This window comes from Alcaligenes sp. DN25 (assembly GCF_023674485.1).
GTDB classification, from domain to species: Bacteria; Pseudomonadota; Gammaproteobacteria; order Burkholderiales; family Burkholderiaceae_B; genus Alcaligenes; species Alcaligenes phenolicus.
Genome location: NZ_CP098408.1, coordinates 3,477,904 through 3,490,691, shown reverse-complemented (window position 1 = coordinate 3,490,691; position 12,788 = coordinate 3,477,904). Strand labels below are relative to the sequence as shown.

12 protein-coding genes are annotated in these 12,788 nt (G+C 57.3%); 6 read left to right on the top strand and 6 right to left on the bottom strand.

The features are described from left to right. Positions 1–44 precede the first annotated feature (44 nt). On the top strand, positions 45–719 hold the full coding sequence (pyrE, locus tag NBV64_RS16190) for an orotate phosphoribosyltransferase (RefSeq protein ID WP_026484434.1): 675 nt from the start codon (positions 45–47) through the stop codon (positions 717–719). Positions 720–809: 90 nt separating this feature from the next. Here the strand turns inward: pyrE and gatB are convergent, their stop codons facing one another. Genes gatB through gatC form a run of 3 tightly spaced genes read right to left on the bottom strand, consistent with a single transcriptional unit; the run spans position 810 to position 4,105 of the window. Continuing rightward, on the bottom strand, positions 810–2,267 hold the full coding sequence (gene gatB, locus NBV64_RS16185; RefSeq protein WP_035270404.1) for an Asp-tRNA(Asn)/Glu-tRNA(Gln) amidotransferase subunit GatB: 1,458 nt from the start codon (positions 2,265–2,267) through the stop codon (positions 810–812). Then, entirely contained in the window at positions 2,267–3,787 is a 1,521-nt protein-coding gene (gatA, locus tag NBV64_RS16180) for an Asp-tRNA(Asn)/Glu-tRNA(Gln) amidotransferase subunit GatA (protein ID WP_035270405.1), read from the bottom strand. Before gatA ends, gatB begins: the two co-directional genes overlap by 1 nt. Before the next feature lie 9 nt (positions 3,788–3,796). After that, entirely contained in the window at positions 3,797–4,105 is a 309-nt protein-coding gene (gatC, locus tag NBV64_RS16175) for an Asp-tRNA(Asn)/Glu-tRNA(Gln) amidotransferase subunit GatC (protein ID WP_003801948.1), read from the bottom strand. Between the two features lie 270 nt (positions 4,106–4,375). Between gatC and NBV64_RS16170 the strand changes: the two genes are divergently transcribed. The 5 genes from NBV64_RS16170 to rodA all read left to right on the top strand — a co-directional run bounded on the left by NBV64_RS16170 (position 4,376) and on the right by rodA (position 9,940). Next, the gene (locus NBV64_RS16170; RefSeq protein ID WP_003801946.1) at positions 4,376–5,419 is read left to right on the top strand and encodes a rod shape-determining protein; all 1,044 of its coding nucleotides are present in this window, start codon (positions 4,376–4,378) and stop codon (positions 5,417–5,419) included. Between the two features lie 61 nt (positions 5,420–5,480). Continuing rightward, positions 5,481–6,362 carry a rod shape-determining protein MreC gene (mreC, locus tag NBV64_RS16165; RefSeq protein ID WP_009460381.1) on the top strand — a complete coding sequence of 294 codons (882 nt, stop codon included), beginning with the start codon at positions 5,481–5,483 and terminating at the stop codon, positions 6,360–6,362. Further along, positions 6,346–6,927: a rod shape-determining protein MreD gene (gene mreD / locus NBV64_RS16160; RefSeq protein WP_009460382.1), complete on the top strand. Its 582-nt coding sequence runs from the start codon at positions 6,346–6,348 to the stop codon at positions 6,925–6,927. Before mreC ends, mreD begins: the two co-directional genes overlap by 17 nt. 14 nt (positions 6,928–6,941) lie before the next feature. Beyond that, positions 6,942–8,801, top strand: a complete 1,860-nt coding sequence (gene mrdA / locus NBV64_RS16155; protein WP_009460384.1) for a penicillin-binding protein 2 — start codon at positions 6,942–6,944, stop codon at positions 8,799–8,801. Next, positions 8,798–9,940, top strand: coding sequence for a rod shape-determining protein RodA (gene rodA / locus NBV64_RS16150; RefSeq protein ID WP_009460538.1), 1,143 nt, complete (start codon positions 8,798–8,800; stop codon positions 9,938–9,940). Before mrdA ends, rodA begins: the two co-directional genes overlap by 4 nt. Positions 9,941–9,975: 35 nt before the next feature. On the opposite strand, the gene mutY is transcribed toward rodA, so the two are convergent. Genes mutY through NBV64_RS16135 form a run of 3 tightly spaced genes read right to left on the bottom strand, consistent with a single transcriptional unit; the run spans position 9,976 to position 12,643 of the window. Next, positions 9,976–11,067, bottom strand: coding sequence for an A/G-specific adenine glycosylase (gene mutY / locus NBV64_RS16145; RefSeq protein ID WP_250756139.1), 1,092 nt, complete (start codon positions 11,065–11,067; stop codon positions 9,976–9,978). Further along, positions 11,067–11,975 carry a cell division protein FtsX gene (locus tag NBV64_RS16140; RefSeq protein ID WP_009460542.1) on the bottom strand — a complete coding sequence of 303 codons (909 nt, stop codon included), beginning with the start codon at positions 11,973–11,975 and terminating at the stop codon, positions 11,067–11,069. Before NBV64_RS16140 ends, mutY begins: the two co-directional genes overlap by 1 nt. Further along, on the bottom strand, positions 11,972–12,643 hold the full coding sequence (locus tag NBV64_RS16135; protein WP_009460544.1) for a cell division ATP-binding protein FtsE: 672 nt from the start codon (positions 12,641–12,643) through the stop codon (positions 11,972–11,974). Before NBV64_RS16135 ends, NBV64_RS16140 begins: the two co-directional genes overlap by 4 nt. Positions 12,644–12,788 lie beyond the last annotated feature (145 nt).

Below are 12,788 nucleotides of genomic sequence, written 5' to 3'. Positions count from 1 at the left end.
TCACGCTAAAATGCCTTTCGTCTCTATCTTTTTCATACTCTGTCATGTCGGCTAATAACGATAATCGTCGCAATTTTGTGCGCTTCTCCCTGGAACAGGGAGTGCTGCGTTTTGGGGAATTCAAGGTCAAGTCTGGCCGTTTGAGCCCTTACTTCTTCAATGCCGGCCTGTTCAATACGGGACGTAGTGTGGGTCAGCTGGCCCGTTTCTATGCTCAGGCTTTGCTGGATTCGGGCGTGTCTTTTGACATGCTGTTTGGTCCCGCCTACAAGGGGATTCCTCTGGCTGCCGCAACCTCAATTGCCCTGGCCGAGCATCCACAAATCGGTGATCGTGATGTGCCTTTTGCTTTCAACCGCAAGGAAGCCAAAGACCACGGTGAAGGCGGCACCCTGGTGGGCGCTCCCTTGCAAGGCAAGGTCGTGATTATTGATGACGTGATCACAGCGGGTACGTCCGTGCGTGAATCCATGCAGATCATCAAGGCCGCAGGTGCAGAACCTGCCGCGGTGCTGATTGCTCTGGATCGCATGGAGCGCGCCGGTAACGATCAGGAACTGTCCGCGCATTCTGCAGTGCAGGAAGTGGAACAGACTTACGGTATTCCTGTGATCAGCATTGCCTCTTTGGCTGACATCATGGCGGTGCTGGCGGATGACACCACCTTGGCTGCTCATGCTCCTCAAGTGAAAGCCTACCGCGATCGCTACGGTGTCTGATCATCTGCGTTTGGCAAGCAAAGTTCAGCAGTAAAAAAACACCAGGCCAAGGCCTGGTGTTTTTGTATCCGTTAAGCGCAGAGTCCGGACTTAGGCGTCCAGCTTTTGCTTGAGCATTTCGTTGATCTGCTGCGGATTGGCCTTGCCCTTGGCCACCTTCATCACCTGGCCGACCAGAGCGTTGAAGGCTTTTGGCTTGCCGGCACGGTGCTGCTCGACGATGCTGGGGTTGGCGGCCAGTACTTCGTCCACCATGGCCTCAATGGCACCTACGTCATTGATCTGCTTCAAGCCACGGGCGTCGATAATGGCGTCCACATCGCCATTGAGCTCGCCGTCCCACTGCGCCGCGAACACGTCACGGGCAATCTTGTTGGAGATGGTGCCGTCAGCAATACGGGCAATCAGCTGAGCCAATTGTGCTGGGCTGACTTTGGACTGCTCAATGTTCAGCTCTTCACGGTTCAAGGCAGCCGACAGTTCGCCCAGAATCCAGTTGGCGGCTAGCTTCGCGTTAGCCTTGGAGCCCGCCTGCAAGATGGCTTCGAAGAAGTCAGCCGTTGCACGATCTACCGTCAGTTGCGAGGCGTCGTAACGGCTCAGTTCAAACTCTTGCTCGAAGCGAGCCAGTTTCTGGGCGGGCAGTTCAGGCATGTCCTGACGAACCTGTTCGATCCACTCTTCACTGATAAACAGAGGTGGCAGGTCAGGATCGGGGAAGTAGCGGTAATCGTGTGCATCTTCCTTGCTGCGCATGCTGCGGGTCTCGTCACGGTCCGAGTCGTACAGGCGCGTTTCCTGGATGACTTTGCCACCGTCTTCGATCAGCTCGATCTGGCGGCGTGCTTCGTATTGAATGGCACGTTCCAGGAAGCGGAAGGAGTTGATGTTCTTCAGTTCGCAACGGGTGCCAAATTCTTTCTGGCCTTTGGGGCGTACCGATACGTTGGCATCCACGCGGAAAGAGCCTTCCTGCATATTGCCGTCGCAAATGCCCAGCCAGACTACCAGGCTGTGCAGGGCGCGTGCATAGCCCACGGCTTCAGCTGCCGAGCGCATTTCAGGTTCGGACACGATTTCCAGCAGCGGCGTGCCTGCGCGGTTCAAGTCGATCCCGGTGCTGGACTCGCCGTAGGGACCACGGAAGTTTTCGTGCAGGGATTTACCGGCATCCTCTTCCAGGTGCGCGCGTGTCAGATTGATGGTTTTTTCTTCACCGTCCAGCATGAAGCTGACCGTACCGCCGCTGACGACGGGAATTTCCATCTGGCTGATCTGGTAGTTCTTGGGCAGATCCGGGTAGAAGTAGTTCTTGCGCTCGAACACGGAGCGCGGCGCAATGTGGCCGCCTACGGCCAGACCCAGGCGAATGGCCCGTTCGGCAGCGCCACGGTTAAAGACAGGCAGAGCGCCGGGCAAGGCCATATCGACTTCGTTGGCTTGCGTGTTGGGCAAGGCGCCAAAGCGAGTGCTGCTGCTGGAGAAGATTTTGGATTCGGTCGAGAGCTGGGTATGAGTTTCCAGCCCGATCACAATTTCCCATTCCATTATTGTTGTCCTGGTTGACGTTGATGCCAGTCGGTGACTTGCTGGAAGCGGTCGGCAAAGGCCAGCAATTGGCCTTCACGGAAGTAGTTGCCAATGATTTGCAGGCCGATGGGCAGGGGGCGCTCATCCTTGCTGAAGCCGCAAGGAATGGACATGGCGGGCAGGCCGGCCAGGCTCACGCCCAGTGTGTAGACGTCGCCCAGCCAATCGGTGGTGGGATCCTCGATGGTGGCACCCAGCTTGCGGCCCAGAGCCGGTGTGACGGGGCCCAGGATCAGGTCGCACTGTTCAAAGACTTTCTGGAAGTCGTCCACAATCATGCGGCGCACGCGTTGGGCTTGCAGATAGTAGGCGTCGTAGTAGCCATGCGAGAGCACATAAGTGCCGACCAGGATGCGGCGTACCACTTCAGGGCCAAAGCCTTCCGAGCGCGAACGCGAAATCATGCTGTTCAGATCGGTGTACTGGCTGGCGCGGTGGCCAAAGCGTACGCCGTCAAAGCGCGACAGGTTGGTGGAGGCCTCAGCGGGGCTGATGACGTAATAAGTAGGGACAGACAGCTCTGTCAGGGGCAGTTGCACGGTGACGCGCTCTGCACCCAGGCTTTCGTAGGTTTTCAGGGCGGCTTCAATGGCGTCGGCAACGACCGGGTCCAGGCCGGGGCCAAAGAACTGGGCGGGCACACCAATACGCAGGCCTTTCAGTGGCTGGCTGCCTTGGGCTTCTTGTTGAGCCTGTTGCTGTTCAAATTGCTGACGAATGCGCGCGCCGTTATTGGGCTGGTCGTCGCAAAATTCCAGGCTGGTGGCGTCTTGCGGGTCGAAACCACACATGTTCTCCAGCAGGTCCAGCAAGTCGCGTGCATTGCGGGCGATCGGGCCGGCCTGATCCAGGCTGGAGCCGTAGGCAATAATGCCGAAGCGGGAAATCGTGCCGTAGGTGGGCTTGATGCCGCTGACACCACACAGGGCGGCAGGCTGGCGAATCGAACCACCGGTATCGGTTGCAGTCGCACCCGCTACCAGGCCAGCAGCGACAGCGGCGGCAGAACCACCCGAGGAGCCACCGGGCACCATGGAGTGATCCCAAGGGTTGCGCACGGGGCCAAACACCGAGCTTTCGTTGCGCGAGCCCATGGCGAACTCGTCACAGTTCAACTTGCCCAGCGAGACAGCACCGGCTGCCTGCAGCTTGGTCACGACCGTGGCGTCAAAGGGGCTGACGTAGCCTTCCAGCATTTTGCTGCAGGCAGTGGTCTGCCAATCCTTGGTGACAAACAAATCTTTGTGGGCGATAGGGATGCCGGTCAGTGGACCGGCCTTGCCTTGAGCAATCAGGGCGTCAGCGGCATCGGCCTGGGCCAGGGTCAGGGCAGCGTCCTGCTGCACGAAGGCATTGAGCTCTTTTTGACGGGCGCTGTTGTCCAGGGCTTGCTGGGCCAGCTCGCGGGCACTGACGGTTTTGTTTTGCAGAGCTTGGCGCAGCGCTGCAATAGTCGCGAATTCAGGGGTAAAAGACATGGTTTTGCTTTATTCGATGACCGTGGGCACCAGAAACAGGCCATCCTGCTCGGCGGGGGCGTTGCGCATCATGGCCTGGCGGCTTTCTACCGTTCCGGAAGGCAGGGCCTTGTCCTCGCGCAGACGCAGACTGATCTGCTGGCGGGCGGACAAAGGGTGGGCCATGGGCTCAACGCCTTGAGTATCAACGGTTTGCAAGGTCTGGATCAGGCCCAGGATGCGCGTCAAATCGTGCTCGACCTGGGAGGCTTGTTCAGCAGAAAGATCAAGGCGCGCCAGTTGCGCTATACGGGCAACATCCTGTTCAGTGATAGACATGTGGGTGGGTACTGGAAAATGAGTAATAAAAAAAAGCGGAAATCCGTCAGTTAGGGACAGTTTGGCACTTTTACAGCAAATGCGGGGGTTACAGAACTTAACTGACCATTAAAACAGTCCTAATGTAGAGCAATTATAAGTTATCATTGACCGTTTCCTTCCCAGGTATTTTTGAATTCGTTGCCTGGTTCTTGTGCCTGTCGTTTTACGCTTGAGTTCCGCGCCGAATTTACCTGCCTTTTCCCCAAACACTTTACACTTTGCGCGCCCATGTTCGGATTCCTACGCAGTTACTTTTCCAGCGATATGGCAATCGACCTCGGTACGGCCAATACCCTTATCTATGTACGCGGCAAGGGTATCGTACTGGATGAACCGTCCGTTGTAGCCATCCGCCATGAAGGTGGACCTAATGGTAAAAAAATCATTCAGGCCGTTGGGCAGGAGGCCAAGCAAATGCTGGGTCGGGTGCCTGGCAATATTGAAGCCATCCGGCCCATGAAGGATGGTGTGATCGCGGACTTTACGGTTACCGAGCAAATGCTCAAGCAGTTCATCCGCATGGTTCACCCACGCAGCATGTTTGCTCCCAGCCCACGCATTATCGTGTGTGTGCCTTGCGGCTCCACCCAGGTGGAACGCCGTGCCATCAAAGAATCTGCTCTGGGCGCTGGCGCCAGCAAGGTCTACCTGATTGAAGAGCCCATGGCGGCCGCGATCGGTGCAGGCCTGGCCGTGTCCGATGCCAGCGGCTCCATGGTGGTGGATATCGGTGGTGGTACAACCGAAGTGGCAGTGATCTCTTTAGGCGGTATGGTCTATAAAGGATCGGTTCGCGTCGGTGGCGACAAGTTTGACGAAGCCATTATTAATTACATCCGTCGCAATTACGGAATGCTAATTGGTGAACCTACGGCTGAATTGATCAAGAAAGAGATCGGTTCCGCATTCCCTGGCACTGAAATTCGCGAGATTGAAGTCAAGGGTCGTAATTTGTCCGAAGGGGTGCCACGCAGTTTCACGGTGTCGTCCAACGAGATTCTGGAATCGCTTACCGATCCCTTGAATCAAATCGTTTCCGCGGTTAAAACCGCTCTGGAACAAACTCCTCCAGAACTGGGTGCGGACATCACTGACAAGGGCATCGTCCTGACAGGTGGTGGTGCTCTGGTTCATGACCTGGACCGTCTGCTGCAAGAAGAGACCGGCTTGCCCGTCGTGGTGGCTGAAGATCCTCTGACCTGCGTGGTACGGGGTTGCGGTGAGGCTCTGGAACATCTGGAGCGTCTGGAGTCCGTATTCATTTACGATTGATCTTTGCTTGGCCTTCACGGCAGTGTCTGCCTGTGGGGGCAAGCGATCGAGTGCTTGAGTAATGCGAGAACAAGGCTCCATCCGGCTATTTAGGCGCGGCTCATCAGCTGAGCTGCGTCTGGCCGCTCTTTTGGTGCTGGCTGTGGGCTTGTTGATTACTGACGCTCGTTATGCTGTGCTCGAACCCGTGCGGCAGGCCGTGGCCACTGTGCTGTATCCCTTTCAGCGTGTCATGCTGGCCCCTCGTGATCTGGTTACTTATTTCAGCAGCTGGACCGACGCGGCCTCCACCGCCCGTTCCGAAAAAGAAGCCTTGCAACGCCAGCGTATCGAGCTGGCTCAGTTGTCTACCCATGCCGCCCAGCTGTCTGCTGAGAACGAGCAGCTGCGCCGTTTGCTGCAAGTGGCCGATACGGTTACCCAACCGTCTGTCGCGGTAGAGGTTCTGTACGAACCGCCTAATGGGTACGCCCGTCATCTGATCTTCAATAAAGGCTCGGCCAGCGGCATTCGACCCGGTATGCCGGTTATTGACGAAGGCGGCGTGGTTGGCCAGGTGGTGCGTGTCACGCGCTTTACCTCGGAAGCTGCGCTGATCACGGACGATAAAGTCTCGGTGCCGGTACAGGTGTTGCGCAATGGTCTGCGTTTGATTGCCTTCGGTGGCAACCCCGGTGGCAAAGTGGAAGTGCGTTTTCTGACGGCTGATGTGGATCTGGAGCCGAACGATACCTTGATCACCAGCGGTATCGGGGGCTTGTTCCCTGCCGGTCTGCCGGTGGGAATGGTCAGCAGTATCGAGCGCGATGATGCGTCCGGTTTTGCGCTGGCCTTGGTGACGCCTTTGTCGCACCCCGAGCGTTATCGCCATTTTCTGATTTTGCTAGTGCCCGAGAGCGAGCGCCCTCTTGAACAGGACGATGCCAATGATGCGACGCGCTGAGTCCTCGGACACCTCTGGCCGTAAAACCCGGTCCTCATCCTTGAGTAGTTTGCAGCCTATTGATAGCAGCCCGTTTTCGCGCGCTTCCAGTCCCTGGTTGGTGTGGGGCTCGATTCTGCTGATGTGGCTGGTTTCCATGCTGCCCTGGCGCCTGCTGCCCTTTGCGCCTGATCTGTTGATGCTGGTACTGGCTTTCTGGGCTGTACACGAGCCGCGCCGTGTTCCCATGTCACTGGCATTTATTGTGGGCATTCTGGTGGATGTGCACGATGGCAGTCTGCTGGGCGAACATGCCCTGACCTATATTCTGGTCGTGTACGGCGCATTGCTGCTACGCAAGCGCATCCTGAATTTTGGCATGTGGACTCACTTCTTGCACATGGCAGTTGTCATGCTGCTGGCCCAGTTGATCGTGCGGGTTCTGCACGCCTGGCTGGTAGGGGAGTGGTCTGGCTGGGAGTGGGCCGGAGGCGCCCTGTTGACCGCCGCCCTGTGGCCGCTGGCCGATAGCGTGCTGTTCTTGCCGCAGCGGCGTCTGGACGAGTCCGACTCCGGTTCGTCCTGACGGGTAGGGCGGCCATGTTTGAATTCAAAAAAACTTCGCATCAGTTGCGCCAGCGCATTCTGTTTCGCGCCTTGGTAGCGGCCGTTCTGGCCTGCGTACTGTTAGGGGTGCTGGGCGTGCGCTTGTGGTATTTGCAAGTGGTGCGCTACGAAGGCTTTGCCGCCCGAGCCGATCAAAACCGTATTGCCGTCATCCCGATTACCCCTCGTCGAGGCGAGATTCTGGACCGCAATGGCGAGGTACTGGCCCGTAATTACCGGGACTACACCTTGTCGGCCGTACCCGCCAGTTTGGGCGAGCCGGTAGACGATATGCTGGATCGTGTCGGCGAGCTGGTGGAGCTAAGTCCACGTGATCGTCGTCGATTCAAGCAGAGCGTCGCGCAAAACAGTCGATATTCTGAAATTCTGTTGCGCAATAACCTGAGCGATGATGAAGCCGCCTGGTTTGCTGCCCATGCCTTCAAGTTCCCTGGTGTGACCTTGCAGGCTCGCTGGGTGCGCGAATATCCGCAGGGCGAGGCGGCAGCGCACGTGCTGGGTTATGTGGGCCGTATTTCCGAGGGCGATCAGCAGCGCCTGGAAGAAACCGGGCAAACCGGTAACTACCGTGGCACGCAGGTCATTGGCAAAAAAGGGATCGAGAAAACCTGGGAAAAGACCCTGCACGGTCGCACAGGGATAGAGGAAGTGGAAGTGGCCGCGTCGGGCCGTCCAGTACGTACCTTGAGCCGGGTCGACCCCGTACCGGGTGCCAGCTTGCGTTTGTCGCTGGACATTGGCCTGCAGAAAATGGCTGAAGCCCTGTTTGAAGGACGACGCGGCGCGCTGGTGGCCATCGAGCCCAGCACTGGCGAAGTGCTGGCTTTCGTGTCGGCCCCGTCTTTTGATCCGAACCTGTTTATTGACGGTATTGACGTAGAGAACTGGCGCAAGCTGAATGACTCGCCCGACCACCCGCTGATTAACCGCCCACTGTACGGCACCTATCCTATCGGCTCGACTTACAAGCCCTTTGTGGCCTTGGCTGCTTTGGAAACCGGCAAGCGCAAGGCGACGGACCGTATTTCTGACCCTGGCTACTTTGAGTTTGGTGGTCAGCGTTTCCGTAACGCGGGTGGCGCTGTATATGGCTCTACCGACATGCACCGCGCCCTGGTGGTATCCTCCGATACCTATTTCTACTCATTGGGCCCGGAAATTGGCGTTGATAATCTGCACGATTTCATGAAGCAGTTTGGCTTTGGTCAGCAAACCGGCATTGATCTGGATGGCGAGCGCCAGGGCATTCTGCCTTCGACTGAATGGAAACGTCAGGCCTACAAAAAACCGGCCCAACAGCGCTGGTATGCCGGGGAAAGTATCTCGGTGGCCGTGGGCCAGGGCTATAACTCGTTTACTGTGCTGCAACTGGCCCATGCGACCGCCGTGCTGGCCAGCAATGGCATTGTGCGGCCTCCACATCTGGTCACCCAGACGCTCAGCCCCCATGATCCGGAAATTGAACAGCCCGTGCGTATTGATGCCAAGCTGATCCCCCTGAAGCAGGCTAATGTGGATGTGGTCAAACGTGCTCTGGTGGATGTGGTGCGTTTGGGTACCGCCCGCCGGGCTTTTGCGGGTGCGGCGTATCAGGCTGCTGGCAAAACGGGTACGGCACAGGTTTTTAGCTTGCGCGGTGCCAAGTACAACGCCAACGCCATTGATGAGCGTTTGCGTGACCACGCCTTGTTCATGTCCTACGCCCCGGCAGAGAACCCCAAAATTGCTGTTGCCCTGATCGTGGAAAACGCAGGTTGGGGTGGGTCGGTTGCGGCACCGATTGTGCGCAAGGTCTTTGATTACTGGTTGGTGGAACGAGGGCAGATGCAATGAAGCGACTTTTGCAACTGGGCCTGAGAGCCGTCACCGCCTTTGATTGGCCTTTGCTGCTTTTGCTGGTGCTGATGGCTGCGCTGGGCATGACCGTCATGCATTCCGCTGTGGGCGGTACAGACTGGCGCTTTGCCGATCAGGTGCGTAATTTCCTGTTGGCCTTTAGTGTGATGTGGCTGGCCGCCCTGATTCCGCCTGCCTTGTGGATGAAGCTGGCTCCGGTGGTGTATTCGATCGGGGTCGTGTTGCTTTTGGGGGTGGAGTTCTTTGGCGAAACCAGCAAGGGCGCAACGCGCTGGCTGGACCTGGGGGTGGCACGTATTCAGCCCTCGGAAATGCTCAAAATTTCCGTGCCCTTGATGTTGGCCTGGTATTTCCACCGCTATCAGCGGCCCAAGATGAGCCTGCTGGACTTCATGGTGGCAGGCATCTTGCTGATGATTCCGTTCCTGCTGATCGTGCGTCAGCCGGATTTGGGTACGGCTTTGCTGGTGTTTGCGGCCGGTTTCTGCGTGATTTACTTTGCAGGCCTGTCCTTCAAGCTGATCGTACCCATTGTGGTGGTGCTGGTGCTGGGCATTAGCGCCTTGCTGTACTACGAAGACTATATCTGCGTACCAGACCTGGATTGGGTGGTGTTGCACGACTATCAAAAGCACCGTGTCTGCACCTTGCTGAACCCCGGTAGTGACCGTTTGGGCAGAGGGTTCCATACCATCCAGTCCATGATTGCGATCGGTTCTGGTGGTGTTTACGGCAAGGGCTACATGATGGGTACCCAGTCCCATCTGGATTTCGTGCCCGAGCGCACAACCGACTTTATTTTTGCAGTGTTTGCCGAAGAATTCGGTTTGTACGGCGGCATCATGCTGCTGGTGCTGTACGCCTTGTTGATCCTGCGCGGCTTGTCGATTGCTGCTGTGGCTCACACCCAATTCAGCCGTTTGCTGGCCGGTTCCATGTCCATGATGCTGTTCGTTTATGTGTTCGTGAACATAGGCATGGTGACGGGAATTCTGCCCGTGGTAGGCGTGCCTTTGCCGTTCCTGAGCTATGGCGGTACGGCCTTGATGACCTTGGGTGTAGCCTGCGGGATGCTGATGAGCATCAGCAACGATAAGCCAGCGCGGCCTGCATAGCGCCATTCCCCCGGATTAGGCCGGGGATCTTGGCATTAGCTCAGAAGTAATTGTTCACTATCCTTGCTCTGGTACAAACCCAGCAGCAGCTTGCGTATGGGTGCAGGTAAAGCGGTCTGCTCCAGTGCTTCATGGTCCTGCCATTGCTGGCCTGCCACTGGCTCGGCCAGTACAGATTCATCGACTTGCAGTAACCAAGGGGTGATGTGCAGCTTGAAGTGAGAAAACACATGCTGGAAAGAGGCCAGCGCAATAGCTTCCTCGTTAGACCAATGCAGTGCCGCCGTTTGCAGGCTGATGGCATCGTCAAACTGGGGCAGGGTGAGCAGGCCACCCCAAATTCCCTTGTCAGGACGTTGTTCCAGCAAAACCTGGCCATTCAACTCCAGAATCAGCACATGCGCATAGCGTTCATCCTGACGAATGCGTTCTTTGGGGCTGGGCAGCTCGGATTGTGCCTGGTGCGTGTGGGCGTAGCAGTCGCTTTGCAGCGGACAGAGACTACAGGTGGGCTTGCTGCGGGTACAGCATTGCGAGCCCAAGTCCATCAGCCCTTGAGTGTAGGCCGCCATATCCAGGCTGGCGGGGGCGAGTTCCACGACCTCATCTGCCTTGGCCCATAAAGCGTTTTCCACGGCCTTTTTCTGCATGGGCCCGTAGATCCCGAAGTAGCGTGTGAACACGCGTTTCACGTTGCCGTCCATGATGGGGCTACGTTCGCCAAAACAGAAGGCGGCGATGGCACAGGCGGTAGAGCGGCCAATGCCGGGTAAGGTCGCCAGATCTGTGGCATTAGCCGGAAAACGGCCACCCCATGTCTCCATGACCTCGCGGGCACAGCGGTGCAAGTTACGGGCGCGGGCGTAGTAGCCCAAACCGGCCCAATAAGGCATGACTTCGTCTTGCTCGGCCTCGGCCAAATCCTTGACGGTGGGGAAGCGTTCCAGAAAACGCTCGTAATAACCCAGTACGGTAGCGACCTGGGTTTGCTGCAACATGATTTCGGACAGCCAGACGCGGTAAGGATCTTGCGTGTTCTGCCAGGGGAGGTGGTGGCGGCCGGAAGTTTTTTGCCAGGCCACCACTTTTTCGGCCAGATCTTGGGGACGGGGTTCAGGAAGTGACATCAATATTGGGTACTACGGGTAACAGACCAGCGTGCTGCCAGGGCGCCCAAAATGGCGACCAAAATAGCCGCTGTCAGCAACAGAGAAAATTCTGGCAGCCGGAGCGTCAACTGGACGCCATAGCTTTGGGCCAGACTGGATAAGGCTTTGTTCAGTGGGGTCAGTGCCAGCAGGGCCAGACCGCATGCCAGAGCGCTGGCCGTCAGGCCGGTTAGCGCGCCCATATACAGGAAGGGGCGGCGTACAAAGGCTTCGGTGGCGCCGACCAGACGGGCCACGGCAATTTCTTCACGCTGGTTCAGGGCTTGCAGACGGACGGTATTGAACACAGTGGCAATCACCACTACGCCCACACCTGCCATCAGAATCCATAAGCCAATACGGATGAAGCTCAGAATCGCAGCCAGACGCTGCACCCATTCGCTATCCAGCAGCACACTATCCACGCCTTCGCGGCCTTGCAGGGTCTTGGCCAGGGAGTCGGCACGCGTCACCAAGTCCGGGGTTTCATGCAGAGTCAGCACAATGGCGTGTGGCAAGGGGTTGCTGGGCAAGGCGCCCAAGGCGTCTGTCCAGCTGGGGTTGCTTTGCAGTTGTTTGAGCGCCTGCTCCTTGCTGACCAGCCTGATCTGGGCCAGTTCAGTTTGAAACTCTTTGCCCACGGCCTGACTGAAGGCTTGCGCCTGTTCCAGCGTGCTGTTCTGCTTCATGAACACGGTCATTTCGGGCGAGGTCGGAATCTCGCGCACGACAGGTTGAGCGGCCAGCAAGATACTGGCTCCCAGAACGGGCACAGCCAGGGTCAAGGCAATGACCAGCAGGTTGGACAGGGAGGAGAAGGGTTGCACTTTCAGGCGGCGCAGGGCCACCAGAAAGGCGTATTGATGATGACGCAGCCAGGTTCTCATGCCAGCACTCCTGGGTGATCGGAAAAACGGCCGTCCTGAATCAACAGGGTTCGACGTGCATAGCGTGCCATCAAATTCAGATCGTGCGAAGCAATCAAGGTGGTGACACCCACCCGGTTAAAGTCCATCAATACATCCATGATGCGTTTGGCGTTATCAGCGTCCAAATTGGCAGTGGGTTCGTCGGCAATCAAAATAGCCGGGCGATTCACAATAGCGCGGGCAATCGCCAGCCGTTGTTGTTCACCCCCCGACATTTCCACCGGCTTTAAATCTTCTTTGCCACGCAGGCCCACTTTTTCCATGGCGGCGCGGGCACGTGCCTGCGCCGTGCTGGGCTCCAGACCCATGACGGCCAGGGGCAGGAGTACATTGGCCAGGGCGCTGCGATCTTGCAGCAAGTGCGTATCTTGTAAAACCACGCCTACGGCGCGTCGCAAATACGGCCGTGCGCGGGCCGGCAGCTTATCCAGCCTGTGTCCATTGACCTGGACAGAGCCACGGCTAGGCAGCTCCAGGCCTCCGATCAGACGCAATAAAGTGGATTTACCTGCTCCAGAGGGGCCGGAAACAAAAATGAATTCGCCGTCATCAATGCGAAAATTAATGTCGGCTAGAATATTTTTACTGCGGCCATACGATTTAAAAACGTGTTGGAACTCGATCATCGCGACGCACAATTAAAGAGGAATCTGCTTGGAAAGCCCCTGGGGAATGACCGCCGGGGCTCGCATGAAAATGTCGGCGTAGGTAAAAGTATTAGTCAGATTGTTAGAGGGAAACCCCCGATTTGTGTTTGGACAGTCTGGCTCT

Bases quoted from the DNA above. Each gene is read 5' to 3' on its own strand.
- NBV64_RS16170 (WP_003801946.1), top strand. From the start codon at position 4,376: ATGTTCGGATTCCTACGCAGTTACTTTTCCAGCGATATGGCAATCGAC.
- NBV64_RS16140 (WP_009460542.1), bottom strand. From the start codon at position 11,975: ATGAGAACCTGGCTGCGTCATCATCAATACGCCTTTCTGGTGGCCCTG.
- gatB (WP_035270404.1), bottom strand. From the start codon at position 2,267: ATGGAATGGGAAATTGTGATCGGGCTGGAAACTCATACCCAGCTCTCG.
- NBV64_RS16135 (WP_009460544.1), bottom strand. From the start codon at position 12,643: ATGATCGAGTTCCAACACGTTTTTAAATCGTATGGCCGCAGTAAAAAT.
- pyrE (WP_026484434.1), top strand. From the start codon at position 45: ATGTCGGCTAATAACGATAATCGTCGCAATTTTGTGCGCTTCTCCCTG.
- mreD (WP_009460382.1), top strand. From the start codon at position 6,346: ATGATGCGACGCGCTGAGTCCTCGGACACCTCTGGCCGTAAAACCCGG.
- mutY (WP_250756139.1), bottom strand. From the start codon at position 11,067: ATGTCACTTCCTGAACCCCGTCCCCAAGATCTGGCCGAAAAAGTGGTG.
- mreC (WP_009460381.1), top strand. From the start codon at position 5,481: ATGCGAGAACAAGGCTCCATCCGGCTATTTAGGCGCGGCTCATCAGCT.
- rodA (WP_009460538.1), top strand. From the start codon at position 8,798: ATGAAGCGACTTTTGCAACTGGGCCTGAGAGCCGTCACCGCCTTTGAT.
- gatC (WP_003801948.1), bottom strand. From the start codon at position 4,105: ATGTCTATCACTGAACAGGATGTTGCCCGTATAGCGCAACTGGCGCGC.
- mrdA (WP_009460384.1), top strand. From the start codon at position 6,942: ATGTTTGAATTCAAAAAAACTTCGCATCAGTTGCGCCAGCGCATTCTG.
- gatA (WP_035270405.1), bottom strand. From the start codon at position 3,787: ATGTCTTTTACCCCTGAATTCGCGACTATTGCAGCGCTGCGCCAAGCT.